This is a genomic window from Desulfosalsimonas sp. (genome assembly GCF_055149105.1).
The window spans coordinates 17,650-38,187 of the sequence record NZ_JBSRLA010000006.1; the positions used below are offsets into that span (position 1 = coordinate 17,650).

A 20,538-nucleotide genomic window follows, 5' to 3' on the forward strand; every position below is an offset into this window, starting at 1 on the left:
TTTCCGTGTCCTGCATAGTCATTGTCATGGTTTTACTTCTCTGATTTGTGTGTTTTTTTCAATCACAAGCTCCGGGCTGCGATGGTAACCAATGCGCACACCCCGTATCCGGACCTGCGCCGGAGCTTGCGGCGCAAGAGCCTTGTCGCGAAAATATAGCCGGATCTGCCGCTGATTGCCATAGTAAAAATGCCCGTTGGCATACCGGCCGGTATAAGCTTCGATGACCTCGTTTTCCAGTTTTGGATCGGAAAAATCCGCGTCCGGATCTGAAATATACAGAGAACCAACCGGGGCAATGCCCGGACGTGGACGAACCTTTTTGACATCCGTGATCTCCAGGTTGCCGTGAAAACGTTTCAACCGGGTGACAACCAGATCATAATACCGGCCTTTGTCCAGATCGGCTGCCGCCTTATACACATAAACAGGCCGGCCGCCGGGCTGCTTGATCACGGCATTATCGCCGTGGCGGTAAATCACGGCACAATTTTTCAGCTCAAGGCGCACCGCCCCGGCTTTGACATCATACAAATCGGCTATTTCGGCTTTTTCCGAACTCTTGGCAGGGCTTGTGGCCTCCGGCCGGAAAACAAAGGGCCCGGTCTGCAGACAGGCATATACCGGGAGATGATCCGAATACCCGCGCCCCAGATGCCGGCCCCGGCCCCGGTCCGCCCGCTGCCAGCGCCGGATGCGATGCCGGTCAAACAGATAGCCCGGATCAAAACGGTCAAATGAATTGTCCAGGTAGGAAATGCCGTGATCGTCATAGAGAGCCGCAGGCAGCAAAATGGCATCCGGACTCTGGGGACGGCCGAAAAACCGCGCTGACCAGCGCCGGTCACCGGGCAGCTCCAGCCACAGATTGTAATGCAGGCTTTGCGCCGGTGCTCTGATCAGCTGCGGTTCATCCACGGCCGCGCCCTGAAAACGGGTATTTAAAACATGCTGCAGCCCGGTTTTTCCGCCCGTGTCATTGAACGCCGGCCGGTGACGGATGGTTTCATGCTCATTGTAATTGGTGTTAAAATCCCCGATAAGCACATAATCGGTTTTTTCCGGCAGCTTTTTCACAGCCTCGGCCAGGGCCCGGGCGCTGGCCAGCCTGCGGCTTTCCGGCCCGCTTTTGGATTTCCAGTGATTGACAAAAACAATCAGCCGATTTCCCGAGATATCGATGTCCGCCCGGAGAATACTCCGGCCGGAGCCTTTTTCAGCAACTATTTCCGATGAATCCAAAATAGCAAACCTTGACAGCAGGGCGCACCTGACTGTGGCATCACGGGCATCGGCAATGGCAAAGTAAGGATAGGCGCTGCCCTTCTGCGCCAGGCGCCGCCGAAGTTTTTCAAGGGCGGTCAAAGACTCCACTTCCTGCAGGCCGATAATATCGGCGTTAAGATCATGGATCACCCGGGCCAAATGATCCACCTTGGTTTCCATCATATCCCTGTCCCAGCCAAGCCCACCGCCCGGAATATAGCCGGGATATTCCGTGCCGTCATGTTTGAGGTCAAAAAGATTTTCCAGATTATAGGTGGCGATTTTGATGCACCCGCCCCAGGAGGCAGCCGGCAACGCCAGGCAGAGCAGCACTGCCGCCAAAATAAATGATTTCCAGGTGTTGAATGGCTTTGTAAAGGGTATCAAGGGCATTTCCCACTTCCGCCTGCAGGTGCCGGCATTGCAAAAAACACCCCAATTTCCTGTTTTTTTATTGACATTCAATATATCTCCCGTTAATCAAAATAGTTATAATAAAATAAACAAATGCCGTCAAGCAACACATTCTGACATCCCATGGCTGCCGCATGCAGCCGCCCTCTTTTGGATACGGACCGCTTATGGACAAGGTACTCATTGTCGAAAACCACCGCAGCACGCTGGAGCAGATTCGGGCCGGATTCAGGGATCTGCATCACTTTGAACTGCTCACAGCCGGCTCAGTCAAAACCGCCACAGACATCCTGGCCTCCACCCGGATTGCCGTCCTGGCCACCGGCATCCACCTGCCCCAGGGCGACGGGCTGGATCTGCTGGGACTGATGACCCGGAGATATCCCTCCATCCCCTGTATTGTCATTCTGGAAAAAGATGACCCCAAGCCCTGGTTTATTGACCGAACAGGCCATACCGGGGTTCTGTATTACCTGAAAAAGCCCTTTTCCTTCGGCAGGCTGGCCTCGGCTATTTTTGTGGGCTTAAACCTCCGTGACGAAGGCCAGACCCGAAACGGCATGACCATGACCAATTTCCTGCCATTGCTGGCCATTGCCCGCAAAACCTGCAAAATGGATATAAAGTCAGGCAACCGGCAAAAAGGGATCTGTTACCTGGAAAAGGGACGACTGCTCAATGCCCGGACCGCGGAACTCGAAGGGGACGCGGCAGCAAAACAGATCGCCGAATGGCGGGGTATCCATCTATCATTCGCCCCGCTGGCTGAAAAAGACCGGCAGGCGCAAACCAACATTGACCTGATGACCCTGGCCAAGGCCACCTGGGAAAAAGGGGCCCGGCCGGCGGACGACTCTCCGGCATCCTCGGCCTATGAATCGCGCGCAGGGACCCGGATCGGATCAAAGCTCGAAGATGCCCTGCACAAACACACGGGCATTCTTCGCTCTGCCAAAGGCTACAAGGGACTGGCCATTGTCAGCAGCACCGGCGAAGTCCTTGCCAATGACACATCCTATCGGGCTGACATTGATTTCAGCGCCATTTCCAAGATGGCCAATCAGATGTATACGGACTGCTCCCGGCATTTGAGCCGGAAGGGACTGGGCCGTTGCCGAGGCCTGACCCTGCACACGGAACAGGGAATTCTGCTGGTGCACAACACGGATATGTACACAAGCGGCAATTACCGTTTTTTGGCGTTGATGGCAGAAGACGGCAACTGCTTTTTTATCCAGACGCAGCTAAAAACCATCATCCCCAAAATTCTTTCCGAAGTGGCCTTGCCCGGGGGAAGGGAAAGCAAGGGATTGTCCGCCAAAAAACCTTTTTGAACAATAATGAAAGCCTTCCGGCCAATTTTTGGCAACCAGCGTCCCGGAGCGGCGGACAGACCGGCCGAGTGCCCGGAGAATCATCCATTTCCTCCGGATCTTACGGTCCATTGGAGCCAAAAAAGTTCTTGACTGCCCGGGAAGCAGTTGTTAGTATGCGTGAGCTTTAAAGGGATACAATCACTATGACGCCCAAAAAATTTTTTAACTTCAACAACAACCGACCGTGGGCTCAGCATTTGCAGATTGTTGTCCAGCTCGGGCTTACCATGGTCGGCTGCATTGTTTTCTGTTTGTTTGTGGGACGTTTTCTGGATAACTGGCTGGGGACGAAAGGAATTTTTACCATTCTTTTTATCCTCTTTGGCATTGTGGGCGGCGGTGTGGTTGTCTACCGTCAGATCATGGAAGTAACAGACCCGGATTCTTCAAAAGAAGAAAACGAGCACAAAGACAGCAGAGGATAACGGCAGTTTGGAACCACAGGAACAAATTCGGCAGGTGCAGAAAAAATACTGCTCGATCGCAATGCTCGTTGCGGTTTCTGTAGCTGTTGTACTTGTTCTGGCCGGTCATAAACCCGTTGGAAAGGGCTTGGTTCTCGGAACCGTCTTTAGCTCCCTTAATTTCATCCTCATGGGCGAAACCCTGCCCAAAAGAATCTCCGGCTCCCGCCGGCGCGCTTCTGTTGCTTCAGGCATATCGATTTTTATCCGGTACGTCCTGCTGGCCGCACCTCTGATCATTGCAATCAAATACTCTGCGTTTAACATAGCGGCAACCGTTGTGGGCCTGTTTATGATACAGATCATGATACTGGCCACACAGGGCATATATGCATCAACCCGCAAAAACCTGGATTATTGACGCGATATGGAAGAACTCGGGAAAATAAATCAGCTCATTGTTACCGTGTCCGACTACAAGATGACGTTTAACCTTGACATCATGGCCATGACATGGCTGGTCATCATCGGGCTTCTGATCTTCGGTTATTTTGCTGCGCGAAAGCAGCAGATGATCCCGGGGGCTTTGCAGACCATTGGGGAGACTTTTGTGTTTCAGTTTTACTCCCTGACTGAAGATGCCCTGGGCGAAGATATGGCCAAAACCTACGGGCCCATGATCATTGCCCTGTTCATGTTTTTGCTCTTTTGCAACTGGATCGGACTCTTCCCTCACCTTCACGAGCCCACAAACGATTTGAACACGCCTTTGAGCCTTGGCATAATGGGGTTTGTCATTGCCCATTATGCCGGCATCCGGCATAAAGGTTTTAAAAATTACATCAAGGCTTATTTTGATCCGATTTTTTTCATGGCGCCGCTAAACATCATCGGGGAAATGTCTAAGGTTATATCCATCTCATTTCGTCTTTTCGGCAATATCATGGGCGGAACCATAATCATTCTTGTGGTATCCCACCTGGTATACAGTCTGGTGTTGCCCCCATTTCTCAATGCGTTTTTCGTTATTTTCATCGGCGCGATACAGGCATTTGTATTTACAATGCTCACCTTGGTCTACATAGCAGTACAGGTGAATTGATCATGACAATCGATATTGATTCCTGGGTAAGAGTTGCAGCTTTCGCCGGAGCGGCGTTTTCCATGGGCTTAGGAGCCATAGGAGCGGCCATAGGCGAAGGGTTTGCCGCTGGCAAGGCCAACGAAGCCACATCACGCAATCCTGTTTATTCGGGTGAAATATTTAAAATGATGCTCGTGGGCCAGGCTGTGGCGGAAACAGCGGCCATTTTCGCCCTGGTCATTGCAGTGCTGTTGCTCTTTGCCGTGGGCGGAACCATATCCATGATTACCGCCGCCGGGCTTCTGGGGGCCGGACTTTCCATGGGCTTTGGTGCCATCGGATCCGGAATAGGCTCCGGCTTTCCCGCCGGAGAAGCATGCAGCGGACTTGCCCTTCAGCCTGAGATGAACCGCAGCATTACAACCACCATGCTCATAGGATCGGCTGTTAGCCAGACGCCGGCTATTTTTGCAATGGTGGTGGCGTTTATGCTCATGTTCATAGACTTCTCAGCCTCCAGTCCCCATATGATATCAGCTCTTCTGGCAGCAGGCATGTGCATGGGATTCGGGGCCGTTGGATCAGGAATAGGTTCGGGCTATCCCGCGGGCTCGGCATGTGCGGGCATGGCCCGACAGCCGGCCATGTCTAGCCGCCTTACAACCAACATGCTTATCGGAGCTGCAGTCAGCCAGACACCGGCTATTTTTGCAATGGTGGTGGCATTTATACTCATGTTTACCAATTTTTCCGGCTTGCCCCTGCATCCTACGTCGGCAGCAATTCTTGGAGCCGGCATAGCTACAGGAATGGCCGCTATCGGCTCCGGAGTCGGCAGCGGACTTGTGGGCCAAACCAGCTGCGAGGGAATAGCGCGCCAACCGCTTAGTGTCACCCCGGTAACAAACATCATGCTCCTTGCCCAGGCTGTCAGCCAAACTCCTGCAATCTACGGGCTGCTTATCAGCTTTATCCTGATCTTTAAAAAATACGCTCCCGCAGATAACATATCGGTTTCTGCAGCGTTTTTTTCCGCCGGACTATGCATGGGCCTTGGTGCAATAGGTCCGGGCATAGGCATCGGCTACACAGGAAGCAAGGCAACCAGATGGGTGGCACGAAGGCCAGAATCCACAGGGGACCTGACCCGCGTGATGCTTGTTGGACAGGCGGTGTCAGAATCAACGGCAATATACTCTCTTGTTATATCCCTTGTGCTCATTTTCCTTATGTAGGCTTAAAAAAGGTTAAAGCGCTCAAGGACGTTACCGGATTATTTACTGCAACAAAAAACATGTTCCAGAATCATAAAAAGGAGGAAATGAAAAATGGCAATTGAAGGCATTCACATTATTCATGCAGCCTCATTTCTCGGCGCCGGTTTGGCAATGGGACTTGGTGCGATCGGCCCGGGTATAGGCGAAGGATTTGTCGGCGGCAAGGCCTGCGAAGCTATCGGCAAAAATCCCGCAGAAGCCGGACTGCTTACACGAACCATGCTCGTGGGTCAGGCGGTATCCGAGTCGACCGGTATTTATTCACTTGTCATAGCACTGTTGCTCCTGTTTGTGGTATAAAAGTGATGAACTCAGATCATTACATCGTCTGATACGGGAAGGCCCGTGATGGAAATTGTCGAAAATCTTGCACTGATCAGCTTAAACGAAACCCTGATTGCCCAGCTGATATCGTTTCTGATTTTTCTGTTTCTCATAAACCGGATCATGATCCGGCCCTTGCGGGAGACCATGGGAAAACGGGAGAATTATATCGAAAACATAGAATCCGAGATTCTTCAGTCATCTGAAAAGCTTGAGGATCTCAATCAGCAGCTGTGGGAACACGAAAGAAAAGTCGTCCGGGAGGCCAACTCGGAAAAGGAAGACCTCAAAAATCAAGGTAACCAGCAGGCTCAGGAAATTCTGGGTGAAACCAAAAACGAGATAGGGCAGATCCGTGAGGAAAACGCCGAACTGCTGAACCAGGAAATTTCCGAGGCCCGCAAATACATTGAAGCTGAATCTGAAAAACTGGCCGGAACAATAATGGAAACCATTCTGGAGCGGGGGGTATCGCGTGGGTAACATAGGCAGTATCAAAACAACCTGCAAAATACTATTTAATTGCATCCTGCTTCTGCACCTGACAGCCTTTGCAGCGCTGGCCGAACAAGGCGGTGCCGAAGATTGGCGCCCGGTATATGACATCATCATGCTTTGGGTCAATTTCATCATACTGGCGTATCTGCTTTACCGTTACGGCCGCAAGCCGTTTCTGCAGTTTCTCCAGACCCAGAAACTGCAGGTTTCCGAGTCGATCCAAAAGGTCGAAGGCCGCAAGGAAAAACTGCTGGAGCAGATCAATGAAACCCAAAGCCAGATGCAGGAAAGCAGCGAGCGTTATGAAAAATTAAAGCAGCGGATCATTGAGGAAGGCGAGCGGACCCGGCAGCAAATCATCGATGATGCGCGGCAGCAAAGCAAAACCATGCTTGAGCGGGAAAAGAAAAATGCCAGCCAGCGGCTTGCCGATGCCCGGAAAAATTTCATGGCCGAACTTGTGGACACCGCCGCAAACCTCGCCAGAAACCGGCTTCCGGAGGAAATCACGGAAAATGATCAGGACAAGCTCATTGACTTTTACGTCACCAGCGTAAAACGTATGTCAGGCTAAGCCTGCCCCGGCAAAACTCAGACGCAAATCCATTAAAAAGCCCGGAAAGCCTTTTGGCCTTCCGGGCCTTTTTTGTTTTGTCCTATTTTCCTATCAAATATCTTACAATTCCATGTAAATCACCCGGCGGGTTCTGGGATATGTTTCCAGCTTGTCGAGCACCTCTTTGGTCAGGGGCGTGTCGGTTCGCAGAAACACAATGTTGCGCTCTCCTTCCGGCTCTTCCTGCCCAACTGTCATACGGGCGATATTGACGTTGTGATCCCCGAGAATGGTGCCGATCACCCCGATCTCGCCGGGGATGTCCATGTTGTGGATCAGGGCCAGGTAACCGGAGGGCCGCATTTCCAGCCGGAAGTCGTTGATGCGGACGATTCTGGGGTCACTTTTGCCAAACAGGGTTCCGGAGACCACGTTGGTGTCCTTATCGGTCTTGACTGTCACGGTTATCAGGTTGATAAACTCCTGGGCATCATCACTGGACGACTCCAGCACCTTGATCCCCTTTTCCTTGGCCAGATACGGAGCGTTGACCGCATTGACGTCATCGAGCACCAGGGGTTCGAGCAGACCGCAGACAACCGCCGTGCGCACCGGGGCCATGTCATTGTCCCCGAAATTGCCGTCATAATCAATTTCAACAGACTTGATATGCCCTTCGGACAACTGAGACAACATGCGCCCCATCCGGTCGGCAAGTCTGATAAACGGGTCGAGTTCCTCAAGCACCTTTCCGGAAACCGAGGGCACGTTGACCGCGTTTTGAATGGTATCGTTTTTTAGATATGCAATGAGCTGACGAGCAATGTCAACGGCTACGTTGGTCTGGGCCTCGGCCGTGGACGCCCCGAGATGCGGGGTGCAGATCACGTTGTCAAATTCAAAGAGTTTAAATCCCTCAGGCGGCGGCTCGGTGGCAAAAACGTCCATGGCAGCCCCGCCCACTTTTCCCATCTTCAGGGCATCATAGAGCGCATCTTCATCCACAATACCGCCGCGGGCGCAATGAACCAGCATCACGCCGTCTTTCATTTTGGCAAAAGCGTCTTTGTTGAGCATATTGGATGTCTTTTTGATCTTGGGCACATGGATGGTGATGTAATCGGAGCGCTCATAGAGTTCATCCAGACTTACCGGCTCGCATTTTGCCTTTTTGATATTTTCCGGAGTGACCACAGGATCATAAACAATAACATTCATCTTCAGCCCCCGGGCCCGGTTTGCCGCAATAGAGCCGATCTTGCCGAAGCCGATCACACCCAGGGTCTTGTTCATGACCTCTCTGCCCTGGAGCTTTTTCTTGTCCCACCGGCCCGCTTTCAGGGATGCCGTTCCCTGGGGGATGTTGCGGGTTAATGCCATCATCATGGAAATGGCATGTTCTGCGGTGGTTACCACATTTCCCCCGGGGGTATTCATGACAATGATGCCCCGGCGGGTGGCTTCGTCCACGTCAATATTGTCAACACCGATGCCGGCGCGGCCGATGGCCCGGAGATTGTCTGCGGCCTCCAGCAGTTCCTTTGTGACCTTGGTGGCGCTGCGCACGGCAAGGCCGTGGTATTGGCCGATGATTTCCTTTAACTCCTCCGGGGAAAGATCGGTCTTCACATCCACTTCAATATCGTCTTCCTGTTCAAAAAGATTGATTCCGGCATCTCCAAGCTTGTCGCTGACCAGTACCTTGTAAGTCATATAGGTCCTCCCTTTGATTTATTTTACAATACCAGCTTTTCTTCCCTGTAGGCCGTCAGGTAATTGCCGCAGAATTCATCCCGGCCCGCCAGGGTTTCGGCTGCATACACATTGGCCATCATGCGCTTGTCCAGGGGATTGATAATAGCGCTGTCAAGCCCCTTGCAAATGGCCATGACCATAAAGGCCTGGTTGAGCAGTTTGCGCTCAGGCAGTCCGTAGGAAATATTGGAAAGCCCGCAGACAGTATGCACACCCGGAAATTCAGTCATGATCGCCTCAACGGCGTTCATGAATTCCATGCCATAGGAGTCGTTGGTGGAAATGGGCTGCACCAGGGGATCCACGTAAATGTTTTCCACCGGCACATTGTTTTTCACCAGGCTGTTGATCAGGTCACTGGCAATGGACAACCGGTCATCCTTGCTCTCGGGCATACCTGAATCGCTCATGCACAGGGCAATAACCTTAATGTCCGATCCGGCCACCACCGGCAGAAGCGCATCCCAGCGTTCCTTTTCCAGGGAAATGGAATTGAGCATGGGTGTGCCTTTGTGCAGTTCCATGGCGGCCTCCACCACCTTGGGATCCGGGCTGTCAATGCAGCAGGGAATTTCCACTGCGGACTGCACGGTGGAGACCAGCCACTTCATGTACTGGTCTTCCTTGCCCACATAGGTGCCGGCGTTGACATCGATGTAGTCCGCCCCGCACTCTGCCTGGTCTCTGGCGATTTTCTTGATTGCCTCCGCGTCTTCGGCATCAATGGCCTCCTTGATGGCCTTGCGGCTGGAATTAATCAGTTCTCCAACAATTAGCATTGTCAACCTCCTTAAAAATTTATGGTGAATTGTATTTGTTTTACTCAGTCTGCTTCATAAAAGGCTTTTGCCCGGCCCTCTGCCCCGGTCCCAGGCACACAAAATCCTCCGTATCATAGGGGCCGAAGAGCAATTTTTCAAAATAAGATGTTGAGCCGGAAACCTCCTCATAAACTTTGCCCAGAAACACTGCATTGGCCTTTGCCCTTTTGCGAACCTTTTCCATATCCCCTGCGCCGGTGTTGATGAGCACGATATGGGTATAATGCTTCAGCTCTTCACGAATACCCCACTCAGCCATATCCTGCCCCATTTTGGGACCATACTCGTGTTCCACCATCCCCAGGGGGTCTTTTTCCTCGGCCACCCAGCCCGGGGTGAGATAATAGGTGCCGGCCCGCTTTCGGAAAGCCTCAAAATAGGCCTGCCTGGAGCCAAGCAGCAGGGCAATGCAGTCATGGACCCGTGGAATATAAATATGCTGATTTCTGGCCGTGACCCCGACAATGCCGTTGGAACAAAGCCCGTAGCCAAGGACAATGCTCTGGGCGGTATCCGCGTGCGCATCAATCTGCTCCTGGATCAGGCCGGGCATTTTTTCCGGGGTGAGGTGAAGGTTCTGATCCATGTAGCAGATTTCAATGTCCTGGTCTTGCATATCCTTATGCTGCTGCCGCAGGGCATCGAGTTCATGCTGCATCACCCGGCAGGCGATAATCAGGCGCGGGCCCGGAGGCACGGCTGTATTTTGCTGTTTTTCGGTTTTCAAATCAGGCATCTGATATTTTTATTCCTTGGTCTCAGGAAATTCCATGCTCTCAACATAGAGTTCCATGAAATCGGGCCGGGTCTCAATGGAGACATGCCGCACAGACTGCATTTTATCCTCCAGATATTGCCGATAGCCCGCATTGCGCAGCATGCGCGCACACCCGATCCGGCATGTATTGCCCGCAAAATAAACCTTGTCCGCAGTATCAGGGGGCAGCATTCCAATGGCTTCCAGATTTTGCGCCCTGAGGGAATAGCCAAAGCCGCCGGCCAGGACAACGCGCTCCAGGCTGCCGGCTTCCATGCCCGACTCATGCAGCAGAATCTCCATGGCCGCACGGATGGCGCTTTTGGCCAGCTGCACCTGCCGGACATCCTCCTGGGTGAAATAGACCTTGCCGCCCAGGTGAAATGCCGGGATTTTGTTTATTTCAATGATACGTGAAGCAATTGTCCCGGCAAGGCCATTGGTATCATCCGGCCGCCGCATGCGGCCGCTTGCGTCAATGACGCCGAGTTTGAGCAAAGCCGCAGTGATATCAATAATACCGCTTCCGCAGATACCCTGCGGGGGGGCGTCACCTATGGTATGGATATCCAGGCGGTCCTGGCCATCTGTGTCCACCCCTTCCACCGCACCGATCCGCGCCCGCATGCCCGCGGAGATGCCCATGCCTTCAAAAGCCGGCCCGGCGGCAGTGGATGTCATCAGGTACTCACTGTTTGCGCTGAGCCCCATCTCCCCGTTGGTTCCCACATCCACAAAAAACATAGCCCCGCCGGGTTCGAAAAAGCGCCTGGAAACCAGGAGCCCGGCGCTGATATCAGCGCCCACATAGGCATGAACAATGGGCGGCACATAAACCCGGGCAGCCGGGTTGACTTCAAGGCCGAATTGCCGGGCCGGGTAGGCCCGGCCACCCTGCAGGGCCACGGTAAACGGCACCTGTCCCAGGGGCTCGGGATCAATAGATGCGGCAAGCTGCAGCATTGTGGTATTGCCGCCCAAAACCACATCCAGCACCTCCATTGGATCCGCGCCAGAGTCCTGACAGGCCTGATCAATTAAATGATTGAGCCCGTCGCGCACACATTGGCTCAGTTCCGCAAGCCCCTCAGGCGTCGATCCCTTCTGGATCCGGCTGATCACGTCATGGCCGAAACGGATCTGCGGATTGAGACTGGAAGTGGTGGCCAGTTCCCGGCCTGTTGGCAGCTCGATAAGCGAGACCACCAGGGTGGTGGTGCCCAGATCAATGGCCAGTCCCTTTGCAACGGCTTTTTCCGGCCAGTTCTTTAACTCCTCTGCGCCCTGTCCGGCATATTGCAGCCGGCAGATCCCGTTGGACACCTTCACGACGGCCGCAGGCGTATTTTTCACAAGAGATTCTGTATCAGAAAGATGCTTGCGGCCGGCGCCCTTCTCGCCGGTATCCCTTTCAGAAAAGGTTGAGTCGCGGTCGCCTTCCAGGATCCGGTGCTCGTCTTTTTTATATTCACCGATTACCCGGACAACCATATCCGAGGCCGGCACCAGCTGACAAGCCAGCCGGATTCCCTGCCGGGCCTGCTCAGGGGTGATTTCCTTGTGCGGGGTTTCAGGCACATTATCAGGCGATTCCACGCAGACCAGGCACTTGCCGCAAAGGCACTTGCCGTTGCACGGGGATTCCAGCTCAACTCCGGCCCTGTATAAGGCGTCCCGGAGATTTTCACCTTTTCGGGTCCGCACCGACAGATTCATCGGCAGAATTTGAATTTCCGGCATGGTCTCTAAATCCGGGTCAGAGAAATGGTTTCCGGGATTTCCTCGGCAAGAAATTTCAGATCCTTGCGCAATGACTCCCCGTCGACTTCCCGGGGAACAGCCACACTGGTGCGCATGGTAAACATGGGCTTTCCGTTCTTGCCGGTTTCCACCCGGGTTTCCAGTTCCATGATGTTGATATTCCGGGATGCCAGCAACTGGGAGGTCCGGTAGACAATCCCCATGCGGTCAACACCCTTGACGCGGATTTCATAATTGGCTTCCGTGGCAAATTCGCTCTTGCGGCCGCCTTCCACCTCAAATAAAATCACATTGAGATCCGGCTCCCGGTCGAGTCTCTCACAGGCATCGGAAAGCGCCTGCTGCGCCTTTTCCTCCCCGGCCGTAACCAGCACCATCAGGGCGAAATGATTGCCCAGCAGGTTCATGCGGGAGTCTTCAAAATTGCATCCGCTTTCATAAACGGCCCGGGAAACCTTGGCCACAATGCCGGGGACGTTTTTGCCCACTGCGGAAATGATGTATTCCTGGTTCATAATTCTTCCCCTTGCTCCACTCTTTATAACAGACTTGGCCGGCACAGGCTTTTTAAACTGCTGCCGGTGATTGAAAATGATTTGTGATGCACGCCGGGATTAAAATACATCCGGTCTTTTTCCAAAAGCGCCTTGTCCATATAAACCGGCAGTCCGTGACCGAACGGCGGCACACATCCCACCTCACAGCCCACGGTTCGGCTGACCGCATCAGGCCTGGCAAAGGAAACCTTTTTTGTGCCGGCCGCAGATGCGGCTGCCTTCCAGTCCACCTTCCGGTCTCCGGGCAGGACCATGACAACCATCTCGCCTTCTTTTGTCTCCAGCACAAGCGATTTAACTGTTTCCCCCTCGGTTACGCCAAGGGCCTCAGCCATGGCCGGATTGGTATACACCGGCTCATGCTCTGCAATCTCATATGAAATTCCCTGGGCTTCAAGCAACTGGATAATTTTTTGTTCAAGGGTCATTGGTTCTTTGGCCTCTTAATAATTCGTGTTCAGGCAATTATTCGCCGAACTCCTCTGACAGGCGCGGATTGCCCACGGCCCGGGCCTGAATCCGCTCCAGAGCGCCTTCGGTGACAACCCGCACCTTTACCTGGGGATCATTGGCCCCGGCGCCTTCGGCCACTTCCCGGGCCATTTTGTCCACCTTTTTACGCGCATGAGACAAGGCTTCCTCGTATTCATTAAAACTCGTCCGCCGGTCTCCGATCTGGACAATAAAACTGTGGCTGTCCCCGGCCTCCTGGGCGTAAAGAATCGCTTCTTTTTCCGCCACCACCGATCCGGCCACAGCACCTGCGGCATTGGCCACGTGGGCATGGGCCGGCAGGACAAACGGGGCCTTCAGGGTTTCGGCCACCCGCTTGACGAAAATCCCGGCGGGTGCACCAATGCCGATGATTGGAAACCGGCTGGAAATATTGACCGATAAATGGGAATTGTTGCCCCGGATGGATTCCTCGAGCAGCCATCTTCCCCAATGGCCGTCAACCGTATCGGGCAGATCCGCGCCCTTTTCCTGGCCGGCAAGAAATACAACAGCTTCTTCCACCATCATGGAAATGATCTGGTCCAAAGTCTGGCTGACAAAGGTTTTCGGATTTCGGCTGAATATGTCACAGGCGCAGACCATGGCCTGACGGGCCACGTCTCTGTCCCATGTATCCATCTGGCCGTTGATGTGCAAAAGATCCGTGGGTGTTAACGTGGCCTGTTCGATCAGACCCTGGCGAAACAGCGGATCAGCCTTGATCTGCACGCGGTGGTGCACCCCGAGAGCCTCAAGTATGGCGCTGACACTTGCCGGGCCCTGGTTGAGCAGGTTGAGCAGCTGGATGTGACGGTGCTCGGAAATGCCCAGTTCTTCAGGATCAGCGGATTTATGCAGAAACCAGAACTCAATATCTGAAATTTTCCAATGAATGCTGTCTTTTAACGTTAAGCCCATCACCGCTTCGCGGACCCGGCTGTATCGGGAGGCCAGCCGGCAAAGCGGCACCACCCGGTCCGGTCCGATTTCCACCCGGCCGCCCTGGCCTCCAAAGGAAATCCGGCTGTCACAACCCACGCAGGCAGTCCGGATCCGGGCGGCCTTGACCGCGGTTTCAATCTCGCCAACCCGGGCACCGGTATCTGATACCGTTACCTGTCCCTGCTCAATCAGGGCCATATCCGTGGTTGTCCCGCCCACATCGATCATCAGGGCATTGCTGTGACCGGAGAAAAACAATCCGCCGATGGCACTGGCCGCAGGTCCGGACAGCACGGTTTCCACAGGCTTTTCCACAGCCTCGGTATAAGGCATCAAAGAGCCGTCGCCCTTGACGATCATCAGCGGGGCATGGATATCCTGATTTTTCAAAGACGCCTTGACCGCTTCGATAAACTCATGCATCACCGCCACCAGCGAGGCGTTTAAGCTTGCCGTGGCCGCCCGTTTTACCGAATCAAGCTGGGTTGAGAGCTGATGGCCCAGAACCACCGGATGATCACACACATCCCGGACCACCTGAAAGGCGGATTCCTCATGGGAAGGATTCAATGGACTGAAATAACTGGATATGGCAAACGCATCCACCTTGTCCTTGTTTTCCTCCACCCATGCGCGGATGCCGTCGAGATCCACAGGGGCCTGCTCTTCGCCCTGGGAGGAATGGCCGCCGGCAAAAAATTCAAAATACGGCGTTGAAAGCTTTTCCTCGAGCCGAAATGAGGTTACCAGCTCCCGGTCATAGCCGATCAGAATCAGCCCTACATCCCGGGCCTTTCCCTCGGCAACGGAATTGGTGGCAAGGGTTGAGGAAATGCCCACCAGTTTCACCCGGGAAGGGTCCTTGATTTTGAGCATTTTGAGCACCGAAACAACCCCGCTGGCCAGATCCTCGCGGGTGGTCAGGGTCTTGCCTGAGGCCAGCACCTCCCTGGACCGGTAATCCATAAGCACCCCGTCCGTGTAGGTGCCGCCGGTGTCAATGCCAACAACATAATTTGCCTGTTTTTCCTTGCCGGAACCAAGCCCCCGCCGCCCGGCTCCGGGATCATATGGCTGCTGCGTTTTCATTTTTCCTGTCTGAGAATATGCTTAAAATTATTGTTATAATTCAAAAATTTTGTTTTTTATTCAAAATTCTTGACAAATCAGAGTATTACAGATCAATTAACCGCCCTGGACATTCGAAAAGCCTGCAAGCAGGCAAATTGTCCGCTCACAGGCTTTTCGAAACCATTTAACCGACTGATTCTACGATTATTTGGATCGTACCCGTTCTTCGGCAGAGTCCAGAATCTTCTGGATATCCTTTTTCGCATCTTCGGGCACACGGGACACGGGACCTTCGTGATTTTCAATGATATCCCGGGTCTTTTTGATAATCCGGTCTTTCATGGTCAGGCGTCCCTGGGCGTCCCAGTCCTCATAGGAATTGCGGTCCATGAGGGTGGGCTGCCAGTGCTTGCGGAACCATTTCATGGTGTGGTCCTCATAGAGGTAATGCCCCCCCGGGCCCACGTTGCAGATTTCCTCGACTGCCAGGGTTTCTTCATTGACCTCGACGCCGCCGCAGATCAGGCGGCTCATGCCGATGATCTCATCATCCATGACCGTCTGAAAGACATCGCCGGTAATGCCCGACTCGGTATACCCGTTGTCATGGACAAAATTGGCACCGGACATCATGGCGGTGTGGATGGAATAAGCCGCTTCAATGGCCGACTGAATATCCATTCTCTTGGTATCCGTGCACCCGGAGGTGGAATACATGGGAAGGCCCACGTAATTGAGCAGCTCGGTATAGGCCGCGCTCATAATCGACAGCTCAGGTGCACCGTAGGAATAAATGGTCCGCCGCATGTCGAGAATCGACTGCACGCCGCCGATGAGAATACAGGTACCCGGATTGAGCAACTGGGAGACAACCACGCCCACCATGGATTCAGACATGGCCACAATCAACTGGCCTGCATGGGTGGCCGGAACGGTTGCCCCGCCGATGCAGCATGGGGTATAAACCTGCGGAATGCGGTGCTGGGCACAGTAATAGCATTTTCCGATGGCATCAAAATCACTTGTCAGCGGGCTGATGGGTTCGCTGTAGTGAATGAAATTGGGATGCCTTTTAAAGGCCTCCTCCCCGCCGGCCATGACAATGCCGATGCGATGCTCGTCCATGACGTTTTCCACGCTAAAGGCCCAGTTCATGATCACCTTGCGGGTGTTTTGAATCATGTCGGCAAATTCATACACATCTGAAAGCGCGTGGGTGACGTCATCAATGGAACCCAAAGACTGGACGTAGCCGATGTTGGGCAGCGCATCACAGACCCGGGCCACGATGGTGGCGTCCTTGCGCTGATAGGGCCGGCGCTCCAGGGTATCGGTGTCGATGAAATTGGGCGGCGTGGGCCCGGGGCCGAAATAACTTCTTCCCGGCTCCACATAGCACATTTCCTCATCGCCGTCCCAGCTGTAAATGGTGGTTGTGGGCGGAACAGAGGCCAGGGCGTCGCGAACAACTTCCGGCGGTATCCGCACCCGCTTGCCGTCGACTTTACAGCGGTTTTTGGCCAGCAGCTCACGGACACCTTCGTGATGAACGTTTGCACCAGTATCGTTTAATGTCTTGATCACCCCGCGGAACATCCGCGCTTTCTGATCCTCTGAAAGCAGCGAAAACCTTGGGGTTCTGTTTACCGTATAGTTTGTCCTGAAGGTCATTTGCATTCTCCTTATCTGATCTATCCGACAAATCCATTCTGCGGTCAAAGCCATTTTGATTTCCGGCCGCAGGCCGGGGGCGGATATTTCTCAATTACTTGGAATGGCGCTTTTCAGCCGCATCAATGATTTCCTTGAGCGCTTTTCTGGCATCGTCATCAATGGGCAGTGGCTCATGGGTATCCAGGATCCGCTGGGTTTCCTCATTGACCCGGTCCGACATGCTCTTGGCCCCTTCGTTGTTCCAGGTTTCCCAGTCGGAGCGGTCCATGAGTTTTGGCAAAAACCATTCGCGCCAGTGCTCGTAAGTGTGGTCATGGGTGACATACTCGCCGCCCGGGCCCACTTCATCAATTTCCTTCAGGGCCAGATATTCCTCATCGGTTCTCACGCCCTTGCCCATCTGGCGAACCATCCCGATGATCTCATCATTCATCACAAGGCTTTCCAGGGAGGCGTTCACGCCGGAATCAATATAACCAACGTCGTGAACCAGGTTGGCCCCGGAAAGGAAGGCGGTCAGGTTGCTGATGGTCGACTCTATGGCCGCCTGTTCATCAAGGCACTTGGAATCCGAGCACCCGCCGGTGGAAAACATGATCAGGTTAAGCCACTTGGAAACGTCTGTGTTGGCCGCAGAGGCCAGAGACATTTCAGGCGCACCATAGGAGTAGGTGGTGGTGCGCATGTCCATCACAGTGGTGACCCCGCCCATGATCAGCGGCATACCCGGCTTTTTCAGATGGCACAGCGCAATGGCCAGCAAGGTTTCAGCCAGGGACTGGACCAGCATGCCGGCAATGGTGGCCGGTGCCGTGGCCCCTGAGCTGGGACACGGGGTATACATGGCCGGAATTCCCTTTTCCGCTGCAAACAAAAGTTTTTCCACTGCGGTGATATCATTTGTCAGCGGAGAAATGGGCTCAATATAAGCCACAAACATGGGGCTCAGACGAAACTCCTCTTCGCCGCCCTGAAACACGCAGGCCATTTTCCACAAGTCCTCCAGGCCCTCGCCGTCCACGCTGGTGACCACCATGGGTTTTGTGCAGCCTTCGAGCATGGCCATGAACTGGTGCCGGTCGTAGGTCTGGGGATTGGGTGCATCGCCTACGATACCGTGGGACATGAAAAAGTCGAAATTGGGCAGGTAATCCACAATCCGTCCGGCATCCACCACATCCTTATAAGTGGTGCGCCGGCGCTCGCCGGTTTTGCGGTCATAGGTAAAGGGCAGATCCGAGCCCGTACCAAAGTAGACATGATCCTTTTGCAGGGCCACGGAACGTTTACCGTTTCTGCCTTGAAGCGTGATTTTGCGCGGATAATTTTTCAATGCCCGCTCCACAAGGGAAGCCGGCACCCGCACGCGCTTGTCATCTCCGACCACAGCCTCGCCGCTGTTGCGAAACAGTTCCAGGGCTTCGTCGTGATGGACCCGGGATCCGACCCGCTCGAGGACATCTAAGGCGGCAAAATAAATCTGCTCGATCTGGTCTTCGGTCAGAACCCGAAATTGCGGGGTCTCCTGAACGGTCTGATTCATCGGTTGCATATCTGGCATTACAGATTTCATAGTCTATCTCCTATCTATACCCGGCAAGGTGAATACAGCCGGGTTTTGACGTTCTGATAAGGGGGTTGGCCGGCAGAAACGCGAAGCCGCGGTCGAACATGAAAACATTCAGGCCGCGGCTGCGCTTCCCGCTTTCAACATCCACAAATTAAGCGGCCAGCACTTCCTTGGCCTTGTCCACAGAGCTGCCTGCATTGGCTCCGTAAACATCGGCGCCGATTTCCTTTGCAAATTCCTCGGTAACCGGGGCGCCGCCGATCATGACCTTGACCTGGTCCCGGATGCCGGCTTCCTTTAATGCGTTGATCACCTCGCCCATCTTGGGCATGGTGGTGGTCAGAAGCGCTGACATCCCAAGAAGATCGGGCTTGTGCTCCTTGACGGCATCCACAAACACCTGGGTGTCGAGATCAATGCCGAGATTGACCACCTTGAAGCCGGCGCCCTCAAACATCATGGCCACCAGATTCTTGCCGATATCATGCAGGTCGCCCTTAACCGTGCCGATTACAAAGGTACCGGCCATGGTGGCGCCGCTTTCAATCAGCAGGGGCCGCAGTTTTTCCATCCCTTTGCTCATGGCCTTGGCTGACCGCAGCACCTCAGGAATAAACATTTCACAGGCCTTAAACCGCTGGCCCACAACGTCCATGCCGGCGATCAGCCCGCTTTGAAGAATTTCCTGTGATTCCATGCCTTCATCAATGGCCTCCTGAACCAAACCGGAGACATCTTCGACCTTACCCGCGATAAGCAGATCTGCCATTTTTCCCAAATCAACTGCCATGTTTCTCCTCCTCCTTGTAAATGGTGTATAAAATCATAAAGTTTTCCAAAACCGCATTCCCGCTGCATGATAAAAAGATTATGCCTGTTTTTGACTTTGGCGAATTTTCTTTTTATCTATTTAATTGGTGCGCCCGGATCCGGCTATTTTTTCCGGAAATGAAACACGCCCCAGGTGAGATAGCCCTTGTTTCCGCCATCGACCCAATGCTGCAGGCCCTTTTTCATGTTGTCGATATACTGACGGCTGACCACCTTTTCCAGTTCGTCCTCCCGGGCTTTCATTTCGGTTAAAACCCGGCCGTAATGCTGGGCCAGATAAGGGTGGAGGGACTCATATCCAACAACTTCAAAGCCGATTTTTTTTGCATAATCCTGATAAAATCCCGGAGAGCCCAGGGACTCCAGATGAATCCGTTCATATATCGGCCCCAGCACCCCTTCCGGGCAGTCTTCGGCCTGCATGGGATCGGTGAAAATCATCTCCCCGCCGGGCTTTAAAACCCGATACGCCTCTTCCAGCACCTTCTGCCGGTTGTCGCTGTGCAAAATCGCATCCTGGGACCACACCAGTTCAAAGGAGGCATCCGGATAGGGAATTTCCGCAAAATTGCCGTCCACCACCTCAATCATGTGATCCAGGCCCTGCTCTTTGTTCATTTTCCGGGCACGATTGTTTTCGGTTTCGCTCAGGTTAAGCACCACGGCTGTCCAGCCGTAATTCTTGGCCAGATAACGGGCAGACCCGGAAAAACCACCACCGAGGTCAATGACCCTGGCCTCCTGCCCTTTGAACCTGGATCTGGAAGCCATGTGGTCAATCGTCCGACGGCTGGCTTCGAATATCGTATCATTTTCCGACTCATAAATTCCAAGATGCAGATCTTCTCCGCCCCATATGGTGTAGTAAAAATTATCAGCATCCTCACTATCATAATAAGATTTTGTAACTTTTACGGGTTCCGGAATATCGTTGCTCATCAGGTCCTCCTTATTTTGGAATTAAATATTATAAAATTAATAAGTTACACTGTTTTTAGTGCATTGCAAAAAAACATATAACCCTCTTACTTGAAAGCTTGTTTCAACGAGGATAACCCATAGTTTTTCCGAGTAATTTGATTGAATTGTGTATAATATTTTGATA

General features: G+C 53.4%; 20 protein-coding genes. 8 read left to right on the plus strand and 12 right to left on the minus strand.

Translation table 11 applies throughout. The features are described 5' to 3' along the window. Positions 1-24 precede the first annotated feature (24 nt). Positions 25-1,659, minus strand: a complete 1,635-nt coding sequence (locus ACTCIA_RS02360) for an endonuclease/exonuclease/phosphatase family protein (RefSeq protein ID WP_463000202.1) — start codon at positions 1,657-1,659, stop codon at positions 25-27. Positions 1,660-1,847: 188 nt separating this feature from the next. On the opposite strand from ACTCIA_RS02360, the gene ACTCIA_RS02365 reads away from it, so the two are divergent. The 8 genes from ACTCIA_RS02365 to ACTCIA_RS02400 all read left to right on the plus strand — a co-directional run bounded on the left by ACTCIA_RS02365 (position 1,848) and on the right by ACTCIA_RS02400 (position 7,217). After that, on the plus strand, positions 1,848-3,014 hold the full coding sequence (locus ACTCIA_RS02365) for a response regulator (RefSeq protein ID WP_463000203.1): 1,167 nt from the start codon (positions 1,848-1,850) through the stop codon (positions 3,012-3,014). A 185-nt stretch (positions 3,015-3,199) separates the two neighbouring features. Further along, the gene (locus ACTCIA_RS02370; RefSeq protein WP_463000204.1) at positions 3,200-3,481 is read left to right on the plus strand and encodes an AtpZ/AtpI family protein; all 282 of its coding nucleotides are present in this window, start codon (positions 3,200-3,202) and stop codon (positions 3,479-3,481) included. Positions 3,482-3,488: 7 nt separating this feature from the next. Further along, a complete protein-coding gene (locus ACTCIA_RS02375; RefSeq protein ID WP_463000205.1) occupies positions 3,489-3,881 on the plus strand; it encodes an ATP synthase subunit I in 393 nt (130 codons plus the stop codon). A 6-nt stretch (positions 3,882-3,887) separates the two neighbouring features. Continuing rightward, positions 3,888-4,562: a F0F1 ATP synthase subunit A gene (atpB, locus tag ACTCIA_RS02380; protein WP_463000206.1), complete on the plus strand. Its 675-nt coding sequence runs from the start codon at positions 3,888-3,890 to the stop codon at positions 4,560-4,562. 2 nt (positions 4,563-4,564) lie between these two features. Beyond that, the gene (gene atpE, locus ACTCIA_RS02385; protein WP_463000207.1) at positions 4,565-5,779 is read left to right on the plus strand and encodes an ATP synthase F0 subunit C; all 1,215 of its coding nucleotides are present in this window, start codon (positions 4,565-4,567) and stop codon (positions 5,777-5,779) included. Between the two features lie 93 nt (positions 5,780-5,872). Next, entirely contained in the window at positions 5,873-6,121 is a 249-nt protein-coding gene (gene atpE, locus ACTCIA_RS02390) for an ATP synthase F0 subunit C (protein WP_463000208.1), read from the plus strand. A gap of 48 nt (positions 6,122-6,169) precedes the next feature. Then, positions 6,170-6,628 carry an ATP synthase F0 subunit B gene (locus tag ACTCIA_RS02395; RefSeq protein WP_463000209.1) on the plus strand — a complete coding sequence of 153 codons (459 nt, stop codon included), beginning with the start codon at positions 6,170-6,172 and terminating at the stop codon, positions 6,626-6,628. Further along, the gene (locus tag ACTCIA_RS02400) at positions 6,621-7,217 is read left to right on the plus strand and encodes a F0F1 ATP synthase subunit B family protein (RefSeq protein WP_463000210.1); all 597 of its coding nucleotides are present in this window, start codon (positions 6,621-6,623) and stop codon (positions 7,215-7,217) included. The genes ACTCIA_RS02395 and ACTCIA_RS02400 overlap by 8 nt, the downstream gene beginning before the upstream one ends. A 102-nt stretch (positions 7,218-7,319) precedes the next feature. Here the strand turns inward: ACTCIA_RS02400 and serA are convergent, their stop codons facing one another. From serA to ACTCIA_RS02455, 11 genes are all read right to left on the minus strand, one after another. After that, positions 7,320-8,912 (minus strand): phosphoglycerate dehydrogenase, encoded by a 1,593-nt coding sequence (gene serA, locus ACTCIA_RS02405; RefSeq protein ID WP_463000211.1) that lies wholly within the window; start codon positions 8,910-8,912, stop codon positions 7,320-7,322. A gap of 23 nt (positions 8,913-8,935) precedes the next feature. Beyond that, entirely contained in the window at positions 8,936-9,733 is a 798-nt protein-coding gene (locus ACTCIA_RS02410; protein WP_463000212.1) for a methyltetrahydrofolate cobalamin methyltransferase, read from the minus strand. Positions 9,734-9,773: 40 nt separating this feature from the next. Next, the gene (locus ACTCIA_RS02415) at positions 9,774-10,511 is read right to left on the minus strand and encodes a DUF1638 domain-containing protein (protein ID WP_463000213.1); all 738 of its coding nucleotides are present in this window, start codon (positions 10,509-10,511) and stop codon (positions 9,774-9,776) included. Between the two features lie 9 nt (positions 10,512-10,520). Continuing rightward, entirely contained in the window at positions 10,521-12,272 is a 1,752-nt protein-coding gene (locus ACTCIA_RS02420; protein WP_463000214.1) for an ASKHA domain-containing protein, read from the minus strand. A gap of 5 nt (positions 12,273-12,277) precedes the next feature. After that, the gene (locus ACTCIA_RS02425; RefSeq protein WP_463000215.1) at positions 12,278-12,808 is read right to left on the minus strand and encodes a glycine cleavage system transcriptional repressor; all 531 of its coding nucleotides are present in this window, start codon (positions 12,806-12,808) and stop codon (positions 12,278-12,280) included. 23 nt (positions 12,809-12,831) lie between these two features. Beyond that, entirely contained in the window at positions 12,832-13,278 is a 447-nt protein-coding gene (locus ACTCIA_RS02430; RefSeq protein WP_463000216.1) for an aminoacyl-tRNA deacylase, read from the minus strand. Positions 13,279-13,315: 37 nt separating this feature from the next. Beyond that, positions 13,316-15,376: a hydantoinase/oxoprolinase N-terminal domain-containing protein gene (locus tag ACTCIA_RS02435; RefSeq protein WP_463000217.1), complete on the minus strand. Its 2,061-nt coding sequence runs from the start codon at positions 15,374-15,376 to the stop codon at positions 13,316-13,318. A 186-nt stretch (positions 15,377-15,562) separates the two neighbouring features. After that, positions 15,563-17,029, minus strand: coding sequence for a trimethylamine methyltransferase family protein (locus tag ACTCIA_RS02440; RefSeq protein WP_463000218.1), 1,467 nt, complete (start codon positions 17,027-17,029; stop codon positions 15,563-15,565). Positions 17,030-17,123: 94 nt separating this feature from the next. Next, positions 17,124-18,605, minus strand: a complete 1,482-nt coding sequence (locus ACTCIA_RS02445) for a trimethylamine methyltransferase family protein (protein WP_463000219.1) — start codon at positions 18,603-18,605, stop codon at positions 17,124-17,126. Positions 18,606-18,753: 148 nt separating this feature from the next. After that, positions 18,754-19,392 carry a corrinoid protein gene (locus tag ACTCIA_RS02450; RefSeq protein ID WP_463000220.1) on the minus strand — a complete coding sequence of 213 codons (639 nt, stop codon included), beginning with the start codon at positions 19,390-19,392 and terminating at the stop codon, positions 18,754-18,756. A 143-nt stretch (positions 19,393-19,535) separates the two neighbouring features. Further along, positions 19,536-20,372 carry a methyltransferase domain-containing protein gene (locus tag ACTCIA_RS02455; protein ID WP_463000221.1) on the minus strand — a complete coding sequence of 279 codons (837 nt, stop codon included), beginning with the start codon at positions 20,370-20,372 and terminating at the stop codon, positions 19,536-19,538. Positions 20,373-20,538 lie beyond the last annotated feature (166 nt).

Excerpts from the sequence above, each read along its gene's own strand:
- ACTCIA_RS02435 (WP_463000217.1), bottom strand. The coding sequence starts at position 15,376 with ATGAAAACGCAGCAGCCATATGATCCCGGAGCCGGGCGGCGGGGGCTT.
- ACTCIA_RS02410 (WP_463000212.1), bottom strand. The coding sequence starts at position 9,733 with ATGCTAATTGTTGGAGAACTGATTAATTCCAGCCGCAAGGCCATCAAG.
- ACTCIA_RS02440 (WP_463000218.1), bottom strand. The coding sequence starts at position 17,029 with ATGACCTTCAGGACAAACTATACGGTAAACAGAACCCCAAGGTTTTCG.
- ACTCIA_RS02455 (WP_463000221.1), bottom strand. The coding sequence starts at position 20,372 with ATGAGCAACGATATTCCGGAACCCGTAAAAGTTACAAAATCTTATTAT.
- atpB (WP_463000206.1), top strand. The coding sequence starts at position 3,888 with ATGGAAGAACTCGGGAAAATAAATCAGCTCATTGTTACCGTGTCCGAC.
- ACTCIA_RS02415 (WP_463000213.1), bottom strand. The coding sequence starts at position 10,511 with ATGCCTGATTTGAAAACCGAAAAACAGCAAAATACAGCCGTGCCTCCG.
- ACTCIA_RS02445 (WP_463000219.1), bottom strand. The coding sequence starts at position 18,605 with ATGAAATCTGTAATGCCAGATATGCAACCGATGAATCAGACCGTTCAG.
- ACTCIA_RS02425 (WP_463000215.1), bottom strand. The coding sequence starts at position 12,808 with ATGAACCAGGAATACATCATTTCCGCAGTGGGCAAAAACGTCCCCGGC.
- ACTCIA_RS02395 (WP_463000209.1), top strand. The coding sequence starts at position 6,170 with ATGGAAATTGTCGAAAATCTTGCACTGATCAGCTTAAACGAAACCCTG.
- atpE (WP_463000208.1), top strand. The coding sequence starts at position 5,873 with ATGGCAATTGAAGGCATTCACATTATTCATGCAGCCTCATTTCTCGGC.
- serA (WP_463000211.1), bottom strand. The coding sequence starts at position 8,912 with ATGACTTACAAGGTACTGGTCAGCGACAAGCTTGGAGATGCCGGAATC.
- ACTCIA_RS02420 (WP_463000214.1), bottom strand. The coding sequence starts at position 12,272 with ATGCCGGAAATTCAAATTCTGCCGATGAATCTGTCGGTGCGGACCCGA.
- ACTCIA_RS02360 (WP_463000202.1), bottom strand. The coding sequence starts at position 1,659 with ATGCCCTTGATACCCTTTACAAAGCCATTCAACACCTGGAAATCATTT.
- ACTCIA_RS02430 (WP_463000216.1), bottom strand. The coding sequence starts at position 13,278 with ATGACCCTTGAACAAAAAATTATCCAGTTGCTTGAAGCCCAGGGAATT.
- atpE (WP_463000207.1), top strand. The coding sequence starts at position 4,565 with ATGACAATCGATATTGATTCCTGGGTAAGAGTTGCAGCTTTCGCCGGA.
- ACTCIA_RS02370 (WP_463000204.1), top strand. The coding sequence starts at position 3,200 with ATGACGCCCAAAAAATTTTTTAACTTCAACAACAACCGACCGTGGGCT.
- ACTCIA_RS02365 (WP_463000203.1), top strand. The coding sequence starts at position 1,848 with ATGGACAAGGTACTCATTGTCGAAAACCACCGCAGCACGCTGGAGCAG.
- ACTCIA_RS02450 (WP_463000220.1), bottom strand. The coding sequence starts at position 19,392 with ATGGCAGTTGATTTGGGAAAAATGGCAGATCTGCTTATCGCGGGTAAG.